Origin of the sequence: Enterococcus columbae DSM 7374 = ATCC 51263 (assembly GCF_000406925.1) — a bacterium.
Taxonomy (GTDB): domain Bacteria; phylum Bacillota; class Bacilli; order Lactobacillales; family Enterococcaceae; genus Enterococcus_E; species Enterococcus_E columbae.
Genome location: NZ_KE136347.1, coordinates 867,549 through 886,831, shown reverse-complemented (window position 1 = coordinate 886,831; position 19,283 = coordinate 867,549). Strand labels below are relative to the sequence as shown.

Genomic DNA, 19,283 nt, shown 5'->3' with positions numbered 1-19,283 from the left:
CAAGCTTTTGTCGCATTTTACATAAAGTGAATATAAATGTTCTTTTAAGATATTTAATTATAGCTTCTTATTAGCTAATGCAGGAGATAGTAGTGAGAATAAGTATTAGATATTCTTATGGAATCATCTTAATAGGGAATCTTTTTCATTTTATCTTCTTACATAGCATAGATAGAAGTCTATATAGTGTTCAAAATCTATTAAAACTTTTCCTAAGTTTTTATTTGTCATTCATTACGGATATATTTTATTATATAAATAGCAAAGCTTCAATATTTCGCGTAAACATCTTGAATTCATATACAGAAAAAAGCATAAAAAAGTATATTGCGCGCTTTTTTATTTTGGTTATATTTTTTTACGGATATGAATGATTACGCTACTTTAATTATAAGGAGTGGAAATTGATGCTGACGATACAAAATATTTTTATAATCATCATAATGCTTAGCATAATTGGAACTTGTTGCTCGTATTTTTTCTTAAAAGATTTTTCTTTACAAATTTTATTTTCAATACTGTTTTTGCTACTCAATATTTTATGTGCGGTTTTAGCTGGAAATTTGGCAGATGAGAATATTTTAAATGATTTTCAATTATCTTTTTATTTATCTATTGTTCATTTGGTGATATTTGTTTCGTGCTTTTTTATTCAAATTTTTTATAAAAAAGACTGACTGCTAGGAAATAGCAAACTAAGAGCTAACTTGTATTTTAATGTTGATTTGCTTTTCTGAAAAAAATGTGGTATATTCATGTCATAGAGATGATACTTAGGGTGAGTGAGCGGTTTTATCGCTCACTCTTTTTAATGGACAATGGTTATTACCTAATTACAAGAAATAAGGAGGAACATTCATTGAGTAGTGTGGTTGAGACGGTTACTAGTTTAGTTACGCCAATCGTAGAACAACGAAATTTTGAATTAGTTGAAGTTGAATTTGTTAAGGAAGGAAAAAGCTGGTTTTTACGCGTTTTCATTGATAAAGAAGGGGGCATTGATATTGAAGAATGTGCCTGGGTTAGCGAGCAGCTTAGTGAAAAATTAGATTCATTAAATCCTGATCCAATTCCACAAGCATACTTTTTGGAAGTTTCTTCTCCAGGGGCTGAACGACCTTTGAAAAAAGAGGCGGATTATCACAAGGCCTTAGGTGAATATATCCATATTTCCTTATATCAAAGTGTAAACGATGAAAAACAATTTGAAGGTTTTCTAGAATCTTTTGATGAAAATGAATTAACTTTACGTGTTCGAATTAAAACGCGAGAAAAACAACTTACGTTTGAGCGTTCAAATATTGCCAAAGCACGTTTAGCGATTCAATTTTAATACAGGGGGAACACAAATAAAATGAGTAAAGAAATGTTAAATGCCTTAGACACATTAGAAGCAGAAAAAGGCATTGCTAAAGAAATTGTTATTGAAGCTTTAGAGGCAGCTCTAATCTCCGCATACAAACGCCACTATGGTCAAGCGCAAAATGTTGAGGTTGAATTTGATCAAAAGAAAGGAAATATCCATGTCTATGCAGTAAAAGAGGTTACTGAAGAAGTAATGGATAGTCAATTAGAGGTTTCTTTAAAAGATGCCTTAGCGATTAACCCAGCTTATGAAATTGGGGATAAAATTCGCTTTGAAGTGACACCAAAGGATTTTGGTCGGATTGCGGCTCAAACAGCTAAACAGGTAATTCTACAACGTGTTCGTGAAGCTGAGCGTAGTATCATCTATGAAGAATTCTCACAATATGAAAAAGAAATCCTTCAAGGAATTGTTGAACGTCAAGACAATCGTTATATCTACGTAAACTTAGGAAAAATCGAAGCAGTACTTTCTAAACAAGATCAAATGCTAAATGAATTTTATCAACCACATGATCGGATTAAAGTTTTTGTTTCACGAGTTGAAAATACTTCAAAAGGTCCACAAGTTTTCGTAAGTCGTAGTCATCCGGATTTATTACGTCGTTTATTTGAACAAGAAGTGCCAGAAGTCTATGATGGAACAGTAGAAATTATGAGTATTGCTCGTGAAGCAGGTGATCGTTCTAAAATTGCTGTTCGTTCATTTGATGAGGATATTGATCCAGTTGGGACTTGTGTTGGACCAAAAGGACAACGGGTGCAAGCGATTGTTAATGAATTAAAAGGCGAAAATATGGACATTGTTGAATGGGATGAAGATCCAGCTGTTTATATCGCGAATGCTTTAAATCCAGCTGAAGTCAGCGATGTTATTTTCGATTTAGAAAATCCTAAATCATGTACAGTCGTTGTGCCTGATAGTCAATTATCTTTAGCTATCGGCAAACGCGGTCAAAATGCGCGTTTAGCTGCTAAATTAACTAATCATAAAATTGATATCAAGCCAGAATCACAAATGGCTGAGTTTTATGCTCAACTAGATGCGCAAGAAGAAGCAATGGCAGATGCTGCTGACGAAATGATGTTAGAAGATGAAAATCTATCAACTGAAGAATAGAAAATGAGGGGAATTTCATATGAAAAAAAGAAAAATTCCTTTAAGAAAATCTGTAGTAACTGGTGAAATGATTCCAAAGAAAAAATTGTTACGGATTACTCGCTCTAAAGAAGGCGTTGTTTCAATTGATCCGACGGGTAAAATGCCTGGTAGAGGTGCTTACATCGCTATGGAGCCAGAAGAGGCAAAATTGGCCTGGGAAAAACATATCTTAGATCGAGTACTTGATGTGAAGTTATCTGATGAATTTTATCAGGAATTATTTGACTATGTGAGTCACCAAAAAGCAAGAAGAGAGTTATTTGGCGATGAATCATAAGCAACGTTTACTCAATCTGTTAGGGTTAGCCCAACGAGCAGGCAAAATTGTTAGTGGTGAAGAATTAGTCACCAAAGAAATCCAGTTATCTAAAGCGCAATTAGTTTTTGTTGCTTGTGATACTGGTAAAAATACATTAAAAAAAATAAAAGATAAAAGTACTTATTATCAAATCCCTTGTTGCGACTTGTTATCAACTATGGAATTAACCAATGCACTTGGTAAACCTAGAAAAGTAGTGGCTGTAATGGATGCAGGTTTTGCAAAGAAAATGGGGGAATTAATATAAGGTTAGGAAGGTGATTGCATGGGGAAAAAAAGAATTTATGAACTTGCTAAGGAATTAAACGTCTCTAGCAAAGAGCTTGTTGAAAAGGCTCAAACTTTAGGAATTGATGTTCAAAATCACATGAGCGCGTTAAGTGATCAGGATGCTAATCAGTTGAAAGGACAATTTGAAAAGAAGCCACCTGTTCAAGCTGATGAACATAAAAAATTCCAAACGCAAAGAAATAACCCTAACTTCCAAAATCGTCAAAAGCAGCATCAACGTACCAACCAATCCACTAAAGGATCAAATAAGGGGAAATCTGGACAAAAAGCGCCTAGTGAAAGTACCGCTGTGAAAAAGAACGAAAACGTTAAGTTAAGTCAAAATGAGCAAAATATTGCTAAAAAAGCGCCAGCTCATACAGAAAAGAAAGAAATGAAAGTTGTTGATAATGTGCCAAACGATAAAAAAGTGAAGACCAATCAATCTGAACGACCACAAAAACAAGAAAAGGTAATGAAGCAAGAGAAATCTATGAAAGAAGAAAAAACAGTTAAAACCGCAACACCAAATAAAAATGAGAAAGTAGCAACAGCTCCAGTAAATGATTCAGAAAAACCTAAATCAGCGAAAAAAGCTAAGGGAAATCGTGAAAAATTTGAAGATGATCGCTTAGCTAAAGGCAAGAATCCTAAACGTCAACAAGGGAAAAAAGACTTTGATCAACCAAATAATAAATTCAAAGGTAAAGGGAAAAAAGGGAAAGGCAAACAACAAGCTGAAAAGAAACCAGCTGTTCCTCAACGTAAATTTCGTGAATTACCTGATGTTTTAGAATATACAGATGGTATGAATGTTGCTGAAATTGCTAAGAAGATTCACCGTGAACCAGCTGAAATTATTAAAAAGCTGTTTATGCTAGGGGTAATGGTCAATCAAAATCAACCGTTAGATAAAGATACGATTGAATTGTTGGCTGCTGATTATGGCATGGATGCGCAAGAAAAAGTTCAAGTGGATATTGCCGATATCGATAAATTCTTTGAACCTGAAGAAATTAATGAAGAAAATCTAGTTTCACGTCCACCAGTAGTGACAATTATGGGTCACGTTGACCATGGTAAAACAACTTTATTAGATACATTACGTAATTCACGTGTAACTAGTGGTGAAGCTGGGGGCATTACTCAACATATCGGTGCTTACCAAATTGATATTAACGGTAAGCCAATCACATTCTTAGATACACCTGGACATGCGGCCTTTACAAGTATGCGTGCACGTGGGGCAAGCATTACCGATATCACTATTTTAGTAGTAGCTGCGGATGATGGTGTTATGCCACAAACGATTGAAGCGATTAATCATGCGAAGGCTGCTAATGTGCCAATTATTGTTGCAGTCAATAAAATTGATAAACCAGCTGCTAATCCACAGCATGTGATGCAAGAATTAACTGAATATGAGTTAATTCCAGAAAGCTGGGGCGGTGATACAATCTTTGTAGAAATTTCTGCGAAGTTTGGCCAAAACATTGAAGAATTACTAGAGATGATTTTATTGGTCGCTGAGGTTGAAGATCTAAAAGCAGATCCTAAACAAAGAGCGATTGGTACGGTAATTGAAGCGCGTTTGGATAAAGGAAAAGGTCCTGTAGCTACCCTTTTAGTCCAACAAGGTACTATGCATGTAGGTGATCCAATCGTAGTTGGGAATACGTTTGGACGTGTGCGGGTGATGACCAATGACTTAGGACGTCGTGAAAAATCTGCTGGACCTGCAACACCAGTTGAAATCACTGGTTTAAATGATGTGCCACAAGCGGGTGATCGCTTCGTGGTCTTTGAAGATGAAAAGACAGCTCGTGCTGCTGGTGAAGAACGGGCGAAACGTGCATTAGTTCAACAGCGTGCAGTTACTCAACGTGTAACATTGGATAACTTATTTGATAGCTTAAAAGAAGGACAGCTAAAAGAAGTAAATGTTATCATTAAAGCTGATGTACAAGGTTCAGCTGAAGCATTAGCAGCTTCTTTACAAAAAATTGATGTCGAAGGCGTGCGTGTTAATATCGTCCATTCAGCCGTTGGGGCGGTAAATGAAAGTGATGTTACTTTAGCAGCTGCTTCTAATGCGATTATCATTGGCTTTAACGTTCGACCTACACCGCAAGCTAAACAACAAGCTGAATTAGAAAGTGTCCAAATTCGTTTACATCGCATTATCTATAAGGCTATCGAAGAAATTGAAACAGCGATGAAAGGGATGCTTGATCCTGAATTTGAAGAAAAAATTACAGGACAAATGGTTGTTCGTGAAACCTATAAAGTATCTAAAGTCGGTACCATTGCTGGTTGTTATGTGATGGAAGGCTTCATCCGTCGTGATAGCGGCGTGCGTGTTATCCGTGACGGCATCGTTATTTATGAAGGGCAGCTTGCCAGCTTGAAACGCTTCAAAGATGATGCTAAAGAAGTTAAAATGGGCTTTGAATGTGGTGCAATGATTGAAAAATTCAATGACATTAAGATTGATGATGTAATTGAAGGCTTCATCATGGAAGAAATCAAAGTTGATTAATAGCAAATGGAGGGATTATTATGGCAAACTATCGTGATCGACGTTTAGCCCAAGAAATCCAAAAAGAAGTCAATCAAATTTTACGCAAGAAGGTTAGAGATCCTAGAGTCCAAGAAGTGACAATTACTGAGGTCAAGGTAACTGGTGATCTACAACAGGCAACAATTTATTACACCATTTTATCTAACCTAGCTTCTGATCGTCAAAAGGCGCAAACTGGTTTGGAAAAAGCAACTGGCTTAATTCGTCGTGAATTAGGACATGTGCTAACCCTATATAAAACGCCTGAATTATTCTTTAGTTATGATGAATCAGTTGACTACGGAAATAAAATTGATGAAATGCTGCGTAATTTAAATAAAGACTAAATATGTTAGGTTATACTTGTTCTAGCTTTTAGATTTTCTCTATTTGCTAGAACAAGTTTTTTTATTTTGTAGTCAGCTGAGCCATCCGCATTAGCTACGAATAGATTTTTTGAAGAAAAATCAGGGATTCTTTTCAGTTTTTAAAATTTACGTTATAATGTATAGGTTATTAGATTAAATGAGGTGTAGACTATTGGAAGGCATTTTACCTTTATGGAAAGAACGTGGCATGACGAGTCATGATTGTGTCTTTAAATTAAGAAAAATTTTACATACTAAAAAAATTGGCCACGGAGGAACCTTAGATCCAGATGTGGATGGTGTTTTACCAATCTGTATTGGTAAGGGAACGAAAGTGATTGAATTTTTAACCGATTCAGGTAAACGATATGAAGGTGAAATTACCTTAGGCTTTGCGACCACAACAGAAGATGCGAGTGGAGAAATGGTTGAGCAGACGCCAATTCAAACACCAATTTCCGTAGAGCAAATCGATGAGGCAATGAAAAGTATGGAAGGCACTCTTCAGCAAGTGCCGCCAATGTATTCGGCTGTGAAAGTCAATGGCAAACGCTTGTATGAATATGCTAGAAATGGTGAAACAATCGAACGACCAGTCCGTACAGTAAAAATTTATCAATTTAAACGGATTAGTGATCTATCCTATGATGAAAAAAATCAACTAGTGAAGTGGCGGTTTAGTGTGAGCTGTAGCAAAGGCACCTATGTACGGACACTGGCTGTTGATACCGGTAAAAAACTAGGCTACGCCGCACATATGTCTGATTTAACAAGAACGGCTAGCGCTGGTTTTACCAAAGAACAAGCATATACTTTAACGCAGGTTGCTGATTATTATGAAAATCAGCGAATTGATGAAATTCTTTTGCCGATTGAATATGGTGTAAAGGATTTTCCGCGGATTGACTTAAATTATGAACAAGCCAAGAAAGTATGTAATGGGATGCGTTTAAGCTATCAGCAATTAGGGTTTAAGCACCAACCTGATCGTGCATTGGCGTTGTTTTATCAGGATAAGGTTTTAAGTATTTATGAACCTCATCCAACTGAGTCGTTTTTACTGAAGCCCAAAAAAGTGTTACAAACTAATTTAAAGGAAGATGAACATGGAAATCATTGAATTACGACATCCATATAATAAAGCACAGATTATTGATGAAGAGTTAGTATTAGTATTAGGTTTTTTTGACGGAGTCCATCGTGGTCATCAAGCTGTGATTGAAACAGGAAAGAAAATGGCAAATGAGCGAAAGTTAAAGCTTGCGGTGATGACCTTTAATCAACATCCTTCGATTGTCTTTCAAAAAGTTCAAAAAGAAACCATGAAATACTTAACGACGATTGAGCAAAAAGCCGCACATTTTGCCAATCTAGGCGTAGATTATCTTTATGTTGTTGATTTTACTTCGGCATTTTCAAAGCTTAGTCCACAATCTTTTGTCGATCAATATTTAGTTGGTTTACATGCAAAAGTCGTGGTGGCTGGTTTTGATTATACATTTGGGAATCATGCTAGTGCGAATATGGCAACCTTGGTTGAACTGGCAAATGACCGTTTTGAGGTTGTAAAAGTGGCACAATTAACCGAAAATAATCAAAAAATCAGTTCGACAGCTATTCGTAATCTGTTGGCTGAAGGGAATATGCAAAAGGTAAATCAATTATTAGGCTATGTCTATACTTTTGAAGGAACGGTCATGCATGGCGATGCTAGAGGACGGACATTAGGTTTTCCTACAGCAAACATTCAATTTGCGCCAACTACTCGCTTGCCAATGGAAGGAGTGTATGTCTGCGAATTAAAAGTAGGCAATACCTGGCATCATGCCATGGGCTCAATAGGGCATAACGATACTTTTGGTGAAGGTCGCAAATTAACTGTTGAAGTCTATATTTTAGACTTTCATCAAGAAATTTATGGAGAATGTGTAGCCGTGAGGTGGCATCATTTATTACGTGAACAAATTAAATTTGCCGGCCCGATCCCTTTAATTGAGCAATTAAAGCAAGATGAGGCGGATACGCGTAAATATTTTGAGTAACTTTGAAACACTTGGTATCAGCTTAATTTTAGTAAGCTATATTGCTGATTTTCTGGAAATTTTATGATTAAATAGCCGGCAGGTAATTGATTAGGTAATATTTCGTCTGGTTTTTTACCGGAATCATATTGGGCGATACGAATCAGCTCCTTTTCATCTTTACTAGTGGCAATTTGATTGCCGAGATTAAATAAAATATTTTCTTCCATTGCATTTCCCTCCGTATTTTTGTTTATTCTAGCATAAAATCAGGAGGAAGTAATGAATAAAATAGAACAATTGAAAGGAAAACGTACATGAGCACAAAGAGTATATCGGCTTATATTCATATTCCGTTTTGTGAACATATTTGTTATTATTGTGATTTCAATAAGGTGTTTATTGAAGGTCAGCCAGTTGATACTTATTTAAAAATGCTAGATCTAGAAATGCAATTATGGCTAGATCGCTATAAGGATATCAAGATTCCGACGATCTATATCGGTGGAGGCACACCAACTTCGCTTTCTGCTGAACAGTTAGAATATCTCTTGGAGCGTATTCAACAACGGATTGATTTATCCCAAGTTGAGGAGTTTACTGTTGAAGCAAATCCAGGTGATTTGACCGAAGAAAAATTATGGGTACTACAAAAATATGGGGTGAATCGCCTTTCGATGGGTGTTCAGACCTTTAATAATCGTCTGTTAAAAAAAATTGGGCGTAAGCATACAGCAGAAGACGTTGAAGAGACCTTAAACTTTTTAGCTAAGAATGATTTTAACAATGTAAGTATTGATTTGATTTATGCTTTACCGGGCCAAACCTTAGCGGATTTTGAGGAAACCCTAAAAAAAGCTTTAAGCTATCAGTTACCTCATTATTCGATGTATTCATTGATTTTAGAGAACAAAACCATGTTTATGAACTGGGTGAGAAAAGGAAACTTAACTTTACCCACGCAAGATGAAGAAGCGATGATGTTTCAACTAGCAATCGATACGATGAAACAAGCAGGCTATGATCAATATGAAGTGAGTAATTTTGCCAAACCCAATTTTTATTCTAAGCATAACTTGGTCTATTGGAATAATGAACATTATTTTGGCTGGGGGGCCGGTGCAAGTGGTTATGTTGATGATTTACGTTACCGTAATTATGGACCAATTCAGCACTATCTTAAGCCGTTACAGGCTGGGAACTTACCGATTTTATCTGAAGAGAAACTTACAGTAAAAGAACAGATGGAAGAAGAGATGTTTTTAGGATTAAGAAAGTCTGCGGGTGTGGATATTCAAAAATTTGAAAAGAAATTTCAAACAAAATTTGTGGATGTCTATGGTTCGGTATTAACAGAACTTGTTGCAAATGGTTATGTTCGTTATAATGAAGGGGAGTTTATCCAACTAACGCAAAAAGGCTTGTTTGTTGGGAATGATGTCTTTGAAAAATTTTTAATTGATTAGTTTAATAGTGGAGATTTTTATATGATGAAAAAATTTATTTTAATGTTTTTTTGTTTTGTTTTATTTATAATTGGTATCAATTTTAGACCAATTCCTGTGTCTGCTTTGACACTTGGAGATAATGAGGAGATAGACATAAATATGTCTGCTAAACAAAAAGCAATCGTCTTTGAAGCGCTGAAATATCAAAATGTTCCCTATGTATGGGGTGGAAAGACACCAGCTGGCTTTGATTGCTCTGGTTTAATTCAGTATGTCTACCAACAAGCTATTGGTATGAATATTCCGTCACCTACAAGTACACAAGAAAAATATGGTGTTGAGGTATCTTTAGATCAATTACAGCCAGGTGATATCCTTTTTTGGGGGATAAAAGGACAAAGTTATCATGATGCAATTTATCTTGGTAATGGAGATTTTATTCATGCTACTGAACCGGGCGATGTTGTTAAGGTTACAAACGTTCAGTGGTTTAAACCTGATTATGCAAGAAGGGTACTCTCAGCCAATGATTTAATAAGTACGCAACCGGCAAATGTACATACGATATATCGTTTGTATAATCCAAATAATGGGCAACATTTATTTACAAATAGTCTCAATGAATATCGTTCACTTGTTAAAATTGGTTGGAATGGTGAAAAAGAGGCTTTCAATGTTTCAGAATCTGGTACACCTGTATATAGATTGTATAATCCATATAGCGGAGAGCATCATTTTACGGTAAGTTCGGATGAGCGAGAGAGACTTTCTGAAATAGGTTGGCGTTTTGAGGGAGTTTCATGGCAATCTTTTGGGAATATCCCTGTATATAGATTGTTTAATCCATTTGCCAATGGAAAATCCGATGCGCATCATTTTACGACTTCGCTAGCTGAAAAAAATAATTTACTTTCGTTGGGCTGGCGCGATGAAGGAATTGCTTGGTATGTAGTTAGTTAGTTTGGATTAGCACTCTTTTGTTTAGAGTGCTAATTTTTTTATGCGAAATTCTTGACATTCTAATGAAATATGCTATATTTATAATTGTATTAGCACTTAAGATACAAGAGTGCTAATAAGGGGTGAGCAAATGTTAACAGAAAGACAAAAAGCTATTTTGCGATTAATCATCCAAAACTATACAACAAATGGTCAGCCAGTCGGTTCGAAGAAATTGATGAATGATGGCATTGAAGCAAGCTCGGCAACGATCAGAAACGAGATGAAAGCTCTCGAGGATTATGGATTACTTGCGAAAACTCATTCCTCTTCAGGAAGAATTCCTTCGATTGCCGGTTATCGTTACTATGTGGATCATTTGTTAAAACCATCTTCAGTCGATGAAGAAGATCGGAGTAAGATTCGTCAAAGATTTCATCGTGATTTCCATGAAATTAACGAAATCATTCAGGAATCTGCAGATATTTTATCGGCGTTGACTAGCTATACAGCCTTTTCTCTAGGTCCAGATGTAAAAAATCGTCGCCTAACTGGCTTTCGGATTGTTCCATTAAACAGTCAGCAGGTTGTGGCTATCTTAGTCACTGATAAAGGAAATGTCCAAAGTAGAATCTTTGCCATTCCGCAATCTGTTCACAGTGAAGATTTGGAAAAGATGGTTAATATTATTAATGATCGTTTGGTTAATGAAGACTTACTCACGGTATATCATCGCTTGCGTACGGAGATTCCAATGACTTTGCATAAGTATTATCAAAGTACGGAAGGAATTTTAACGCTGTTTGATGGTATGCTGAGTCAATTGTTTGAAGAAAAAATTTATGTGAGTGGTCAAATGAACATTTTGGATTTTGAACCGAATCAGGATGTCGAGCAGTTTAAATCGATGTATGCTTTGATGAGTGATGTCGATGGACTGAATCGTTTAATCGTACCAACAGATCAAACGATTCAGATTAGAATCGGTACTGAAATCGGTCATGATTTATTTCAAAATATGAGTTTGATTCAAGCAACTTACCAAATCGATGGCCATGGGCAAGGAACAATTGCTTTATTAGGTCCAGCCAATATGCAATATGCAAAAGTATTTGGTTTGATTGATGCTTTTCGCCAAGAATTAAGTGAGAAGCTAGCTGACTATTATCGATCGCTTGATCGCCATTAATAGTAATACTAGAAAGAAAGGACGTAACGCAATTGTCAGAATCAGAAAAAGAAAAACAGACTGAGGAAATCTTAGATGAAGTAGCTAACGATGAAGTAATTGAAGACGTTGCTGATGAAGCTATCGATGAAGAGCCAGTCAAAAGTGAAGTCGAAGTCCTCCAGGAAAAATTAGATGAAATGGAAGATAAATTTTTAAGAGCCTCTGCTGAAATTGCGAATATTACCACTCGTAATCGTAATGAGCGCGAGCAATTACAAAAATATCGTTCGCAAGATTTAGCGAAAAAATTATTTACTTCAGTAGATAATTTAGAGCGTGCGATGGCAATTGAGGTTCATGATGAGCAAGCGGCTAGCCTAAAAAAAGGTGTGGAAATGGTTTTAGAAAGTCTGCGTAATGCTTTCAAAGAAGAAGGAATTGAAGAAATTCTTGCGAAAGGTCAGCCTTTTGATCCAACCTTACATCAAGCAGTCCAGACAATTCCTGCTACAGATGAATTTCCGGCGGATACTGTTGTTGAAGTATTGCAAAAAGGATATAAACTACATGATCGTGTATTGAGACCGACAATGGTTATTGTTTCTCAATAATGCGAAGATGGATTATTATAGAATAAGAACGAATAAAGGAGCGAATCTAATATGAGTAAAATTATTGGTATCGACTTAGGTACAACAAACTCTGCTGTTGCTGTTTTAGAAGGTGGCGAAGCAAAAATTATTACAAACCCAGAAGGAAATCGTACAACGCCATCTGTTGTTTCATTTAAAAATGGTGAAATCCAAGTTGGTGAAGTAGCCAAACGTCAAGCTGTTACCAACCCAAATACGATTTCATCAATTAAACGTCACATGGGTGAATCAGGTTACAAGGTAGAAGTAGAAGGCAAACAATATACGCCTCAAGAAATTTCAGCGATGATTTTACAATACATCAAAGGCTTTGCTGAAGATTATCTTGGAGAAAAAGTTGATAAAGCAGTCATTACTGTACCTGCATACTTCAACGATGCCCAACGTCAAGCAACAAAAGATGCTGGTAAAATTGCTGGCTTAGAAGTAGAACGTATTGTTAACGAACCAACCGCAGCTGCTTTAGCATATGGTTTAGATAAAACGGATAAAGATGAAAAAATCCTAGTATTTGACCTTGGTGGGGGTACTTTTGACGTATCAATCCTTGAATTAGGTGATGGCGTATTTGACGTATTATCTACAGCAGGGGATAACCATTTAGGTGGGGATGATTTTGACAACAAGATTATCGATTATTTAGTTGCTGAATTCAAAAAAGAAAATGGTATTGATCTTTCAACTGATAAAATGGCTTTACAACGTCTAAAAGATGCTGCTGAAAAAGCTAAAAAAGATTTATCAGGTGTAACAAGTACACAAATCAGCTTACCATTCATTACAGCTGGTGCAGCTGGTCCTTTACACTTAGAAATGACATTAACTCGTGCAAAATTTGATGAATTAACTGTTGATTTAGTAGAACGTACGAAGATCCCTGTACGTCAAGCATTAAAAGATGCAGGCTTAAGCCAAGCGGATATTGATGAAGTTATTTTAGTCGGTGGTTCAACACGTATTCCTGCTGTTGTAGAAGCAGTTCGTAAAGAAACTGGTAAAGAACCTAATAAATCTGTTAACCCAGATGAAGTAGTAGCGATGGGTGCTGCTATCCAAGGTGGAGTTATCACAGGTGATGTAAAAGATATCGTCTTATTAGACGTAACACCTCTATCATTAGGAATTGAAACAATGGGTGGTGTATTTACTAAATTAATTGATCGTAATACAACGATCCCAACAAGTAAATCACAAGTGTTCTCAACAGCTGCCGATAACCAACCTGCTGTAGATATTCACGTATTACAAGGTGAACGTCCAATGGCTGCTGATAACAAGACATTAGGAAGATTCCAATTAACGGATATTCCACCTGCACCTCGTGGTATTCCTCAAATCGAAGTAACATTTGATATCGATAAGAACGGTATTGTAAATGTTTCTGCTAAAGATTTAGGAACGCAAAAAGAACAAAAAATCACGATTAAATCTTCTTCTGGTTTAACTGATGAAGAAATTGAACGTATGGTGAAGGATGCAGAAGCAAATGCTGAAGCAGATAAAGCGCGTAAAGAAGAAGCTGATTTACGCAACGATGTAGATACTTTATTATTCACTGTTGACAAAACATTGAAAGAGCTAGAAGGTAAAGTAGATGCAGAAGAAGTGAAGAAAGCTGAAACTGCTCGTGACGAATTAAAAGCTGCGGTTGAAGCAAATAATATTGAAGAAATGAAAGCAAAACGTGATGCTCTAAATGAAATCGTTCAAAACTTAACGGTTAAATTATATGAGCAAGCTGCCCAAGCACAACAAGCAGCCCAACAAGATCCAAATGCCGCACAAGGTGGCGCAGATGATGTCGTAGATGCTGATTTTGAAGAAGTGGATGACGATAAATAATCATTAATGCGATTAAAGAGGCCAAAGTGTAGCTGCTTTGGCCTTTTCGATAGAAAAATTTAGGGTGTATCTTATATAGAAATATGATAGAATACCAAAGTGTGAGTAAATATTTTAGGAGGTAAGCCCATGGCTGATAAAAGAGATTATTATGAGGTCCTTGGTGTAAGTAAAGGGGCTTCTGATGATGAAATCAAAAAGGCTTATCGCAAGCTATCGAAAAAATACCATCCAGATATTAATAAAGAAGCAGATGCTGAAGAAAAATTTAAAGAGGTTTCTGAAGCGTATGAAGTTTTAAGTGATCCACAAAAACGAGCTGCTTATGATCAATATGGACATGCTGCTAATGATCCAAACTTTGGTGCTGGCGGTTTTGGTGGCTTTGGCGGTGGTTTCTCTGGCGGTTTTGGTGGCTTTGAGGATATTTTTGAATCCTTCTTTGGCGGCGGTGGTACACGTTCTAGTAACCCTAATGCGCCAAGACAAGGTTCAGATTTACAATATGTCATTCAATTAAGCTTTGAGGAAGCCATTTTTGGTGTTGAAAAAAATATTAAATATAATCGTGAAGAACTCTGTCATACTTGTGGTGGGAACGGAGCCAAGCCAGGTACCCATCCTGAAACCTGTAGCAAATGTCATGGTTCAGGTGTAGTCAATGTTGAAAGACAAACGCCACTAGGACGTGTGATGACTCGTTCAGCTTGTGATCAATGTAACGGTACCGGTAAAATTGTCAAAGATCCATGTACAACTTGCCATGGTACTGGCCGTGAAAAGAAAGCACATACGGTTAAAGTAAATGTTCCTGCTGGTGTAGAAGATGGTCAACAAATGCGTTTAGCTAACCAAGGGGAAGCTGGTTATAACGGTGGCCCATATGGTGATTTATATGTCATTTTCCGAGTGGAACAAAGTGATATCTTTGATCGTGATGGTGCAGAAATTTATTATGAATTACCATTAAACTTTGTCCAAGCAGCTTTAGGTGATGAAATCAACGTACCGACTGTTCATGGTAATGTAAAATTAAAAATTCCTGCTGGTACGCAGACGGGTACGAATTTCCGTTTAAGAGGAAAAGGTGCACCACGTCTTCGTGGCGGCGGTAATGGTGATCAACATGTTAAAGTGAAGATTATTACACCGAAGAATTTAAATGAAGAGCAAAAAGCGGCACTACGTAAATTTGCTGAAGTGAGTGGTCATAAGATTTCTGAGCAACAAGGTGAAGGTTTCTTTGATAAAATGAAGGATGCCTTTAAGAAAAAATAAAAAATAATTGAATTAAAGGAGTTATCGATATCCATTTTAACAGATATCGATAACTCCTTTTTAGATTAAATTTAATAGATGTTCTTGTTGATAACGCTGGATAACCTGTTCTATTTGAGCTAGATGTTCAGGCAAAAAGGCCATGGAAACACAGATGACGGCACTGCATTTTGATAAGGTTAATTTTTCAAAGTAATTGACCATTGAAGGTTTAATAATAATGATATTGCCAGCTAAATTAGCTATCTCTTGAGGTTGAATCGTAGTTAAAAGCATATGGTTTAATTTGATTTTGTGGGTATTAAATTTTGTGGCCAATTGAAGTGCAAGTGTCTCGTATTCAGTAATCGTAGTTGTAACAATTGTTATTGGTGTGCCAGGTACAAATATCTGATAAATCGTCTCTAGGTGTAATGCTAATGAAAATACATGTGCTGAGGGCATCTCATATAAGATATCTGCTTTCTTTTGCCATTCGATAAGGATTTCTTCAGCTTTATCTCTTGTTTTTTGTAAAGTTAGCGATTGTGGTTTACCGATTTCGTTATATTTTGTAGGGATTAACGGATGTAAGTTTAAAATAAAGAGTTTATATAAATAAACAATTGCTACTCGAAAATTACGCGTTTCGGTAATATCCTTACCTAAATTTAATTTTCTTTGAATAATATCGATTAATAATTGAATTCTAGGACAGTTAAATACAATATTATGGATCATTTTTATATCTTCTTTAGTCCATTCATCGGAATACAAGCAATTATCAGTAGCACAAAAGGTTAGTAGCAGATATTCATAATCGCTTTCTTGTAAAGTGATTGATAAGTTCTTTTCTATAATATTTTGGGCATTTTGTTTAAGCCTTTGATAAAAAAAGACCTCTTTTAATGCTTCTTTTTCTTTCCATATACTAAAATTTAATGAATAATTTTTTCTTTTCCAAGTTAAAATCAATAATATCTCAAAAAATTGAAATTCAGCTAGTGTGCTTTCGAGAAAAACTTCATCGACAATTTGATTTGTCTGCATAATGAATTTCCGAGCTAATTTGGTATCCTCAGGTCTGATTTCTTCGTAATTGATTCCGTACTTACTATATAAAAGGGCTATTAAAAAGCGAATACGATATTCTGGTCCTTCAATTTGATTTTTTTTAATCTCTAAACCACAAGATTGTAAATACATTTCGGCTTTGTTTTTTATTCGATACGCATTGGCGATTGAGTGGTAATTTTTTTCAATAAAATAAGTAAATGCTTGTTGATCGTGATTGTTAATTAAAAAATGTAGATAATTTAATATTGCTGATTCGTTATAAATCTTGTGTAAAATTTGTTGTTGGGTCATATTATTTTTTAAATCAATATGAATCTCTTTTTGCTTATTAATAGTAATTTCTGCCAAGTTTTCTAGTTGTATATTCAATTCTTTAATTAGATCTTTTGTGTAATTTTCACTAAAATTAAAATACAAAGTTATATTATTTATATTTGCGTTTTTATTATTAAATAAAAATGTACATAATTCTATTTTATATTTTATTTTTGTTTCAAGATACCTATCCATGATTATTTCCCTCTCTTTTCAGTAAAAAACTATTTTTTTAAGTTCGAAAACCTGTCATTTATATTTTAGCAAAAAAATGAAAAAATGCCTTTTTATATTTTATCAAAAAAAGAAAAAATAAGATATATTTTTTGATAAAATTTTCTGAATTTTTTCTATATAATGCAATTAAAGGCTATAATACCGAAATTTATTCATGTATTTTATAAGTAGTAAAGGAGGGTTGCATTACAAATTTTAATTTCAAAAAATAAAGTTAATATATATTTATTTTTTTGTATTAAAAATATATGGATAAATTTTATAATTTAAATGTTTTTTATAAGTTATTTTAAAAATTGCCGTTTGTATAGAAAGAAAAATATAGTAAAAATATCTAGACGGAGAAATCTATTGCTTTAAAAAAATATCCATTTTATAAAATAACTTAAAATAAAAAATTCTTATAGTTTGTGAAAGTACATAATGAATGGATAGGGAAATGGAGTGGAAAAGATGAATAAGCAAGTGATGACAAAAAAGATTCGTTATTCAATCAGAAAATCAAAAAGATACAAGGGGGCTATTTCGGTAGGGATTGGTTGTTTATTCCTTTTAGGATATTTAGTATTAGGTAGCAGTATTCAGGCGGATGAAACTGAGAGCATTCATTCAGTTGAACACACAGAAACGCTAACTGAGACGTCAGCTGATTTAGCATCTGATTCAACGGTGGATTCGGTTGAGTCAGTGAATGATGATAAGGTAGACGCAAACACTGATGCATTATCTATAACTGATGTAGAGGAAACGCCTAAAGAACAACCGATTCAACCAATGGAAGAAACGAGCGAGGCGGTTGCAAGTTCTACGGATGATAGTAATTCAAATCAACCAGAAACAAAAGAAGGGACTATTTTAACTAGCGATTATCAACCTGAAAAGGTCATAACAATTGATGAACCCGCTGATTACCCAGCATTACCACTTGGAAATGCTTATCATCCAGATAAATATTTCATTTTTAAAAGCGTCATTGATAATTGGTCAGGAGAAGTCTATTATTTCGCAGTTAATCGCCAACAAGATGATGGGGTCTTATTTATTTTTGATCAAAATGGGAATTTACGACAAACGCAGCTGGCTGGATCAAAAAAACAATTAGATAATACTGTGGTAATCAATTATGGAGATACCTACACGATTAGTCATCCTTATAATGCATTATCTTATGATTATTCAGGAGATGGCGAAAAATCATCTGTTGAAAAAAATGCTGTATATAATGCAATCACGGGAATCTTACCTAAGCAATCCATAGTTACTGTCCGTTATGTTGATGAAAATCAAACAGATATTGTTGCCCCTGTTCAAAAAAGAGCATTGTCAGGAGAAAGTCGTGATATTCAGGGACCAATTTCGATTGAGGGGTATGTTTATCAGTATACAACTGGAAATACCAAAGGAAGTGTCTCCATCTATAGTTCAGAAAAAATGAATCAAACTTGGTCCAGACATTTTACTTACTCGGCAACTAATAGTGAGATTAGAGCGGACTATACATTACTAGATAATCAAGGAAAATTTAGAGTAGATATCTATCGTAATGATTTGTTGCAAAAATCGACCACTCTAATACCTGGACAATATACAGATTATGCCGTTTATACCAACGGGGCTATCGATCGCTATCGTTTCCCAAATCCATTTATTCCTGATAGTGGGGAAGTAATCTTTCATTATGCTCGCGTTGGGAAAATTGTTCCGGTAGACGAATCAAATCAACCAATTCCAGCAGCACCAACCCCAAGTTATCATACTAATCCAGACGATCCTGAAAATGTGTTACCTGATGAACCTACACCTGATATTTTAGGTTATACCAAAACAATTAATACCATCACACCTGTAAATCCTACAGAAGATACACCGGTAGTATATATTCGGAACAAAGAAGTTGGCACTTTAAGCGTTCGTTATATTGACCAAGATAATCAAAATCAAGAAATCACTGGTATAGGCGAAACGATTAGTGGGACTTATGGCGACAAGATTGTTTACTCCACTCAGCCAACGATTGAAAGCCTAGTAAAAAAAGGCTATGAATTGGTTCATGATGGCTTTACTGAAGGCGGGAAGGAATTAGGGAAAGACAATACTGGCAAAGTCTATGATGTGATCTTCAAACATGGAACGCAGACCTATACACCAGAACATCCAGGAGTTCCTGGAACACCGATCAATCCCGAAGATCCAACTGGCAGTCAAACACCGCAAGGAACGACTTACCAAGATTTAGTCAAACAAGCGAGCCAAACGATTCACTATACTGGTGCAGGCGA

Annotated in this window: 18 protein-coding genes; 16 read left to right on the top strand and 2 right to left on the bottom strand. The window is 35.5% G+C overall.

Annotated features, from left to right (window positions below; all coding sequences use genetic code 11):
• The first annotated feature begins 407 nt into the window (after positions 1–407).
• The 9 genes from RK02_RS04155 (at position 408) to ribF (ending at position 8,086) form a co-directional block, all read left to right on the top strand.
• A complete protein-coding gene (locus RK02_RS04155; protein WP_016183005.1) occupies positions 408–677 on the top strand; it encodes a hypothetical protein in 270 nt (89 codons plus the stop codon).
• Between the two features lie 182 nt (positions 678–859).
• Positions 860–1,333, top strand: a complete 474-nt coding sequence (gene rimP, locus RK02_RS04150; protein ID WP_016183004.1) for a ribosome maturation factor RimP — start codon at positions 860–862, stop codon at positions 1,331–1,333.
• Between the two features lie 21 nt (positions 1,334–1,354).
• Positions 1,355–2,485: a transcription termination factor NusA gene (nusA, locus tag RK02_RS04145; RefSeq protein ID WP_016183003.1), complete on the top strand. Its 1,131-nt coding sequence runs from the start codon at positions 1,355–1,357 to the stop codon at positions 2,483–2,485.
• Positions 2,486–2,504: 19 nt separating this feature from the next.
• A complete protein-coding gene (gene rnpM / locus RK02_RS04140) occupies positions 2,505–2,804 on the top strand; it encodes an RNase P modulator RnpM (protein WP_016183002.1) in 300 nt (99 codons plus the stop codon).
• A complete protein-coding gene (locus tag RK02_RS04135) occupies positions 2,794–3,093 on the top strand; it encodes a YlxQ-related RNA-binding protein (protein ID WP_016183001.1) in 300 nt (99 codons plus the stop codon). Before rnpM ends, RK02_RS04135 begins: the two co-directional genes overlap by 11 nt.
• Before the next feature lie 18 nt (positions 3,094–3,111).
• The gene (gene infB, locus RK02_RS04130) at positions 3,112–5,655 is read left to right on the top strand and encodes a translation initiation factor IF-2 (protein WP_016183000.1); all 2,544 of its coding nucleotides are present in this window, start codon (positions 3,112–3,114) and stop codon (positions 5,653–5,655) included.
• Between the two features lie 20 nt (positions 5,656–5,675).
• A complete protein-coding gene (rbfA, locus tag RK02_RS04125; protein ID WP_016182999.1) occupies positions 5,676–6,023 on the top strand; it encodes a 30S ribosome-binding factor RbfA in 348 nt (115 codons plus the stop codon).
• Between the two features lie 193 nt (positions 6,024–6,216).
• Positions 6,217–7,164, top strand: coding sequence for a tRNA pseudouridine(55) synthase TruB (gene truB, locus RK02_RS04120; RefSeq protein WP_016182998.1), 948 nt, complete (start codon positions 6,217–6,219; stop codon positions 7,162–7,164).
• A complete protein-coding gene (ribF, locus tag RK02_RS04115; protein ID WP_016182997.1) occupies positions 7,151–8,086 on the top strand; it encodes a riboflavin biosynthesis protein RibF in 936 nt (311 codons plus the stop codon). The genes truB and ribF overlap by 14 nt, the downstream gene beginning before the upstream one ends.
• Positions 8,087–8,103: 17 nt before the next feature.
• On the opposite strand, the gene RK02_RS04110 is transcribed toward ribF, so the two are convergent.
• Positions 8,104–8,295: a hypothetical protein gene (locus RK02_RS04110; protein WP_016182996.1), complete on the bottom strand. Its 192-nt coding sequence runs from the start codon at positions 8,293–8,295 to the stop codon at positions 8,104–8,106.
• Between the two features lie 87 nt (positions 8,296–8,382).
• Between RK02_RS04110 and hemW the strand changes: the two genes are divergently transcribed.
• From hemW to dnaJ, 6 genes are all read left to right on the top strand, one after another.
• Positions 8,383–9,531 carry a radical SAM family heme chaperone HemW gene (gene hemW / locus RK02_RS04105; RefSeq protein WP_016182995.1) on the top strand — a complete coding sequence of 383 codons (1,149 nt, stop codon included), beginning with the start codon at positions 8,383–8,385 and terminating at the stop codon, positions 9,529–9,531.
• A gap of 21 nt (positions 9,532–9,552) precedes the next feature.
• A complete protein-coding gene (locus RK02_RS04100) occupies positions 9,553–10,473 on the top strand; it encodes an NlpC/P60 family protein (protein WP_016182994.1) in 921 nt (306 codons plus the stop codon).
• Positions 10,474–10,603: 130 nt separating this feature from the next.
• Complete coding sequence (gene hrcA, locus RK02_RS04095) at positions 10,604–11,641, top strand: heat-inducible transcriptional repressor HrcA (RefSeq protein WP_016182993.1); 1,038 nt, start codon at positions 10,604–10,606, stop codon at positions 11,639–11,641.
• A 5-nt stretch (positions 11,642–11,646) separates the two neighbouring features.
• Positions 11,647–12,234 (top strand): nucleotide exchange factor GrpE, encoded by a 588-nt coding sequence (gene grpE / locus RK02_RS04090; RefSeq protein WP_281168771.1) that lies wholly within the window; start codon positions 11,647–11,649, stop codon positions 12,232–12,234.
• 51 nt (positions 12,235–12,285) lie between these two features.
• Positions 12,286–14,118, top strand: a complete 1,833-nt coding sequence (dnaK, locus tag RK02_RS04085; protein WP_016182991.1) for a molecular chaperone DnaK — start codon at positions 12,286–12,288, stop codon at positions 14,116–14,118.
• A 129-nt stretch (positions 14,119–14,247) separates the two neighbouring features.
• Positions 14,248–15,396 carry a molecular chaperone DnaJ gene (gene dnaJ, locus RK02_RS04080; RefSeq protein ID WP_016182990.1) on the top strand — a complete coding sequence of 383 codons (1,149 nt, stop codon included), beginning with the start codon at positions 14,248–14,250 and terminating at the stop codon, positions 15,394–15,396.
• Between the two features lie 60 nt (positions 15,397–15,456).
• On the opposite strand, the gene RK02_RS04075 is transcribed toward dnaJ, so the two are convergent.
• Complete coding sequence (locus RK02_RS04075) at positions 15,457–16,962, bottom strand: helix-turn-helix domain-containing protein (RefSeq protein ID WP_016182989.1); 1,506 nt, start codon at positions 16,960–16,962, stop codon at positions 15,457–15,459.
• Positions 16,963–17,457: 495 nt separating this feature from the next.
• On the opposite strand from RK02_RS04075, the gene RK02_RS04070 reads away from it, so the two are divergent.
• Positions 17,458–19,283: mucin-binding protein (locus tag RK02_RS04070; RefSeq protein ID WP_016182988.1), on the top strand; the 1,826-nt coding region annotated here is incomplete at its 3' end.

Excerpts from the sequence above, each read along its gene's own strand:
- infB (WP_016183000.1), top strand. The coding sequence starts at position 3,112 with ATGGGGAAAAAAAGAATTTATGAACTTGCTAAGGAATTAAACGTCTCT.
- RK02_RS04075 (WP_016182989.1), bottom strand. The coding sequence starts at position 16,962 with ATGGATAGGTATCTTGAAACAAAAATAAAATATAAAATAGAATTATGT.
- dnaJ (WP_016182990.1), top strand. The coding sequence starts at position 14,248 with ATGGCTGATAAAAGAGATTATTATGAGGTCCTTGGTGTAAGTAAAGGG.
- RK02_RS04110 (WP_016182996.1), bottom strand. The coding sequence starts at position 8,295 with ATGGAAGAAAATATTTTATTTAATCTCGGCAATCAAATTGCCACTAGT.
- RK02_RS04135 (WP_016183001.1), top strand. The coding sequence starts at position 2,794 with ATGAATCATAAGCAACGTTTACTCAATCTGTTAGGGTTAGCCCAACGA.
- nusA (WP_016183003.1), top strand. The coding sequence starts at position 1,355 with ATGAGTAAAGAAATGTTAAATGCCTTAGACACATTAGAAGCAGAAAAA.
- rnpM (WP_016183002.1), top strand. The coding sequence starts at position 2,505 with ATGAAAAAAAGAAAAATTCCTTTAAGAAAATCTGTAGTAACTGGTGAA.
- rbfA (WP_016182999.1), top strand. The coding sequence starts at position 5,676 with ATGGCAAACTATCGTGATCGACGTTTAGCCCAAGAAATCCAAAAAGAA.
- RK02_RS04100 (WP_016182994.1), top strand. The coding sequence starts at position 9,553 with ATGATGAAAAAATTTATTTTAATGTTTTTTTGTTTTGTTTTATTTATA.
- ribF (WP_016182997.1), top strand. The coding sequence starts at position 7,151 with ATGGAAATCATTGAATTACGACATCCATATAATAAAGCACAGATTATT.
- dnaK (WP_016182991.1), top strand. The coding sequence starts at position 12,286 with ATGAGTAAAATTATTGGTATCGACTTAGGTACAACAAACTCTGCTGTT.
- hemW (WP_016182995.1), top strand. The coding sequence starts at position 8,383 with ATGAGCACAAAGAGTATATCGGCTTATATTCATATTCCGTTTTGTGAA.
- hrcA (WP_016182993.1), top strand. The coding sequence starts at position 10,604 with ATGTTAACAGAAAGACAAAAAGCTATTTTGCGATTAATCATCCAAAAC.
- RK02_RS04155 (WP_016183005.1), top strand. The coding sequence starts at position 408 with ATGCTGACGATACAAAATATTTTTATAATCATCATAATGCTTAGCATA.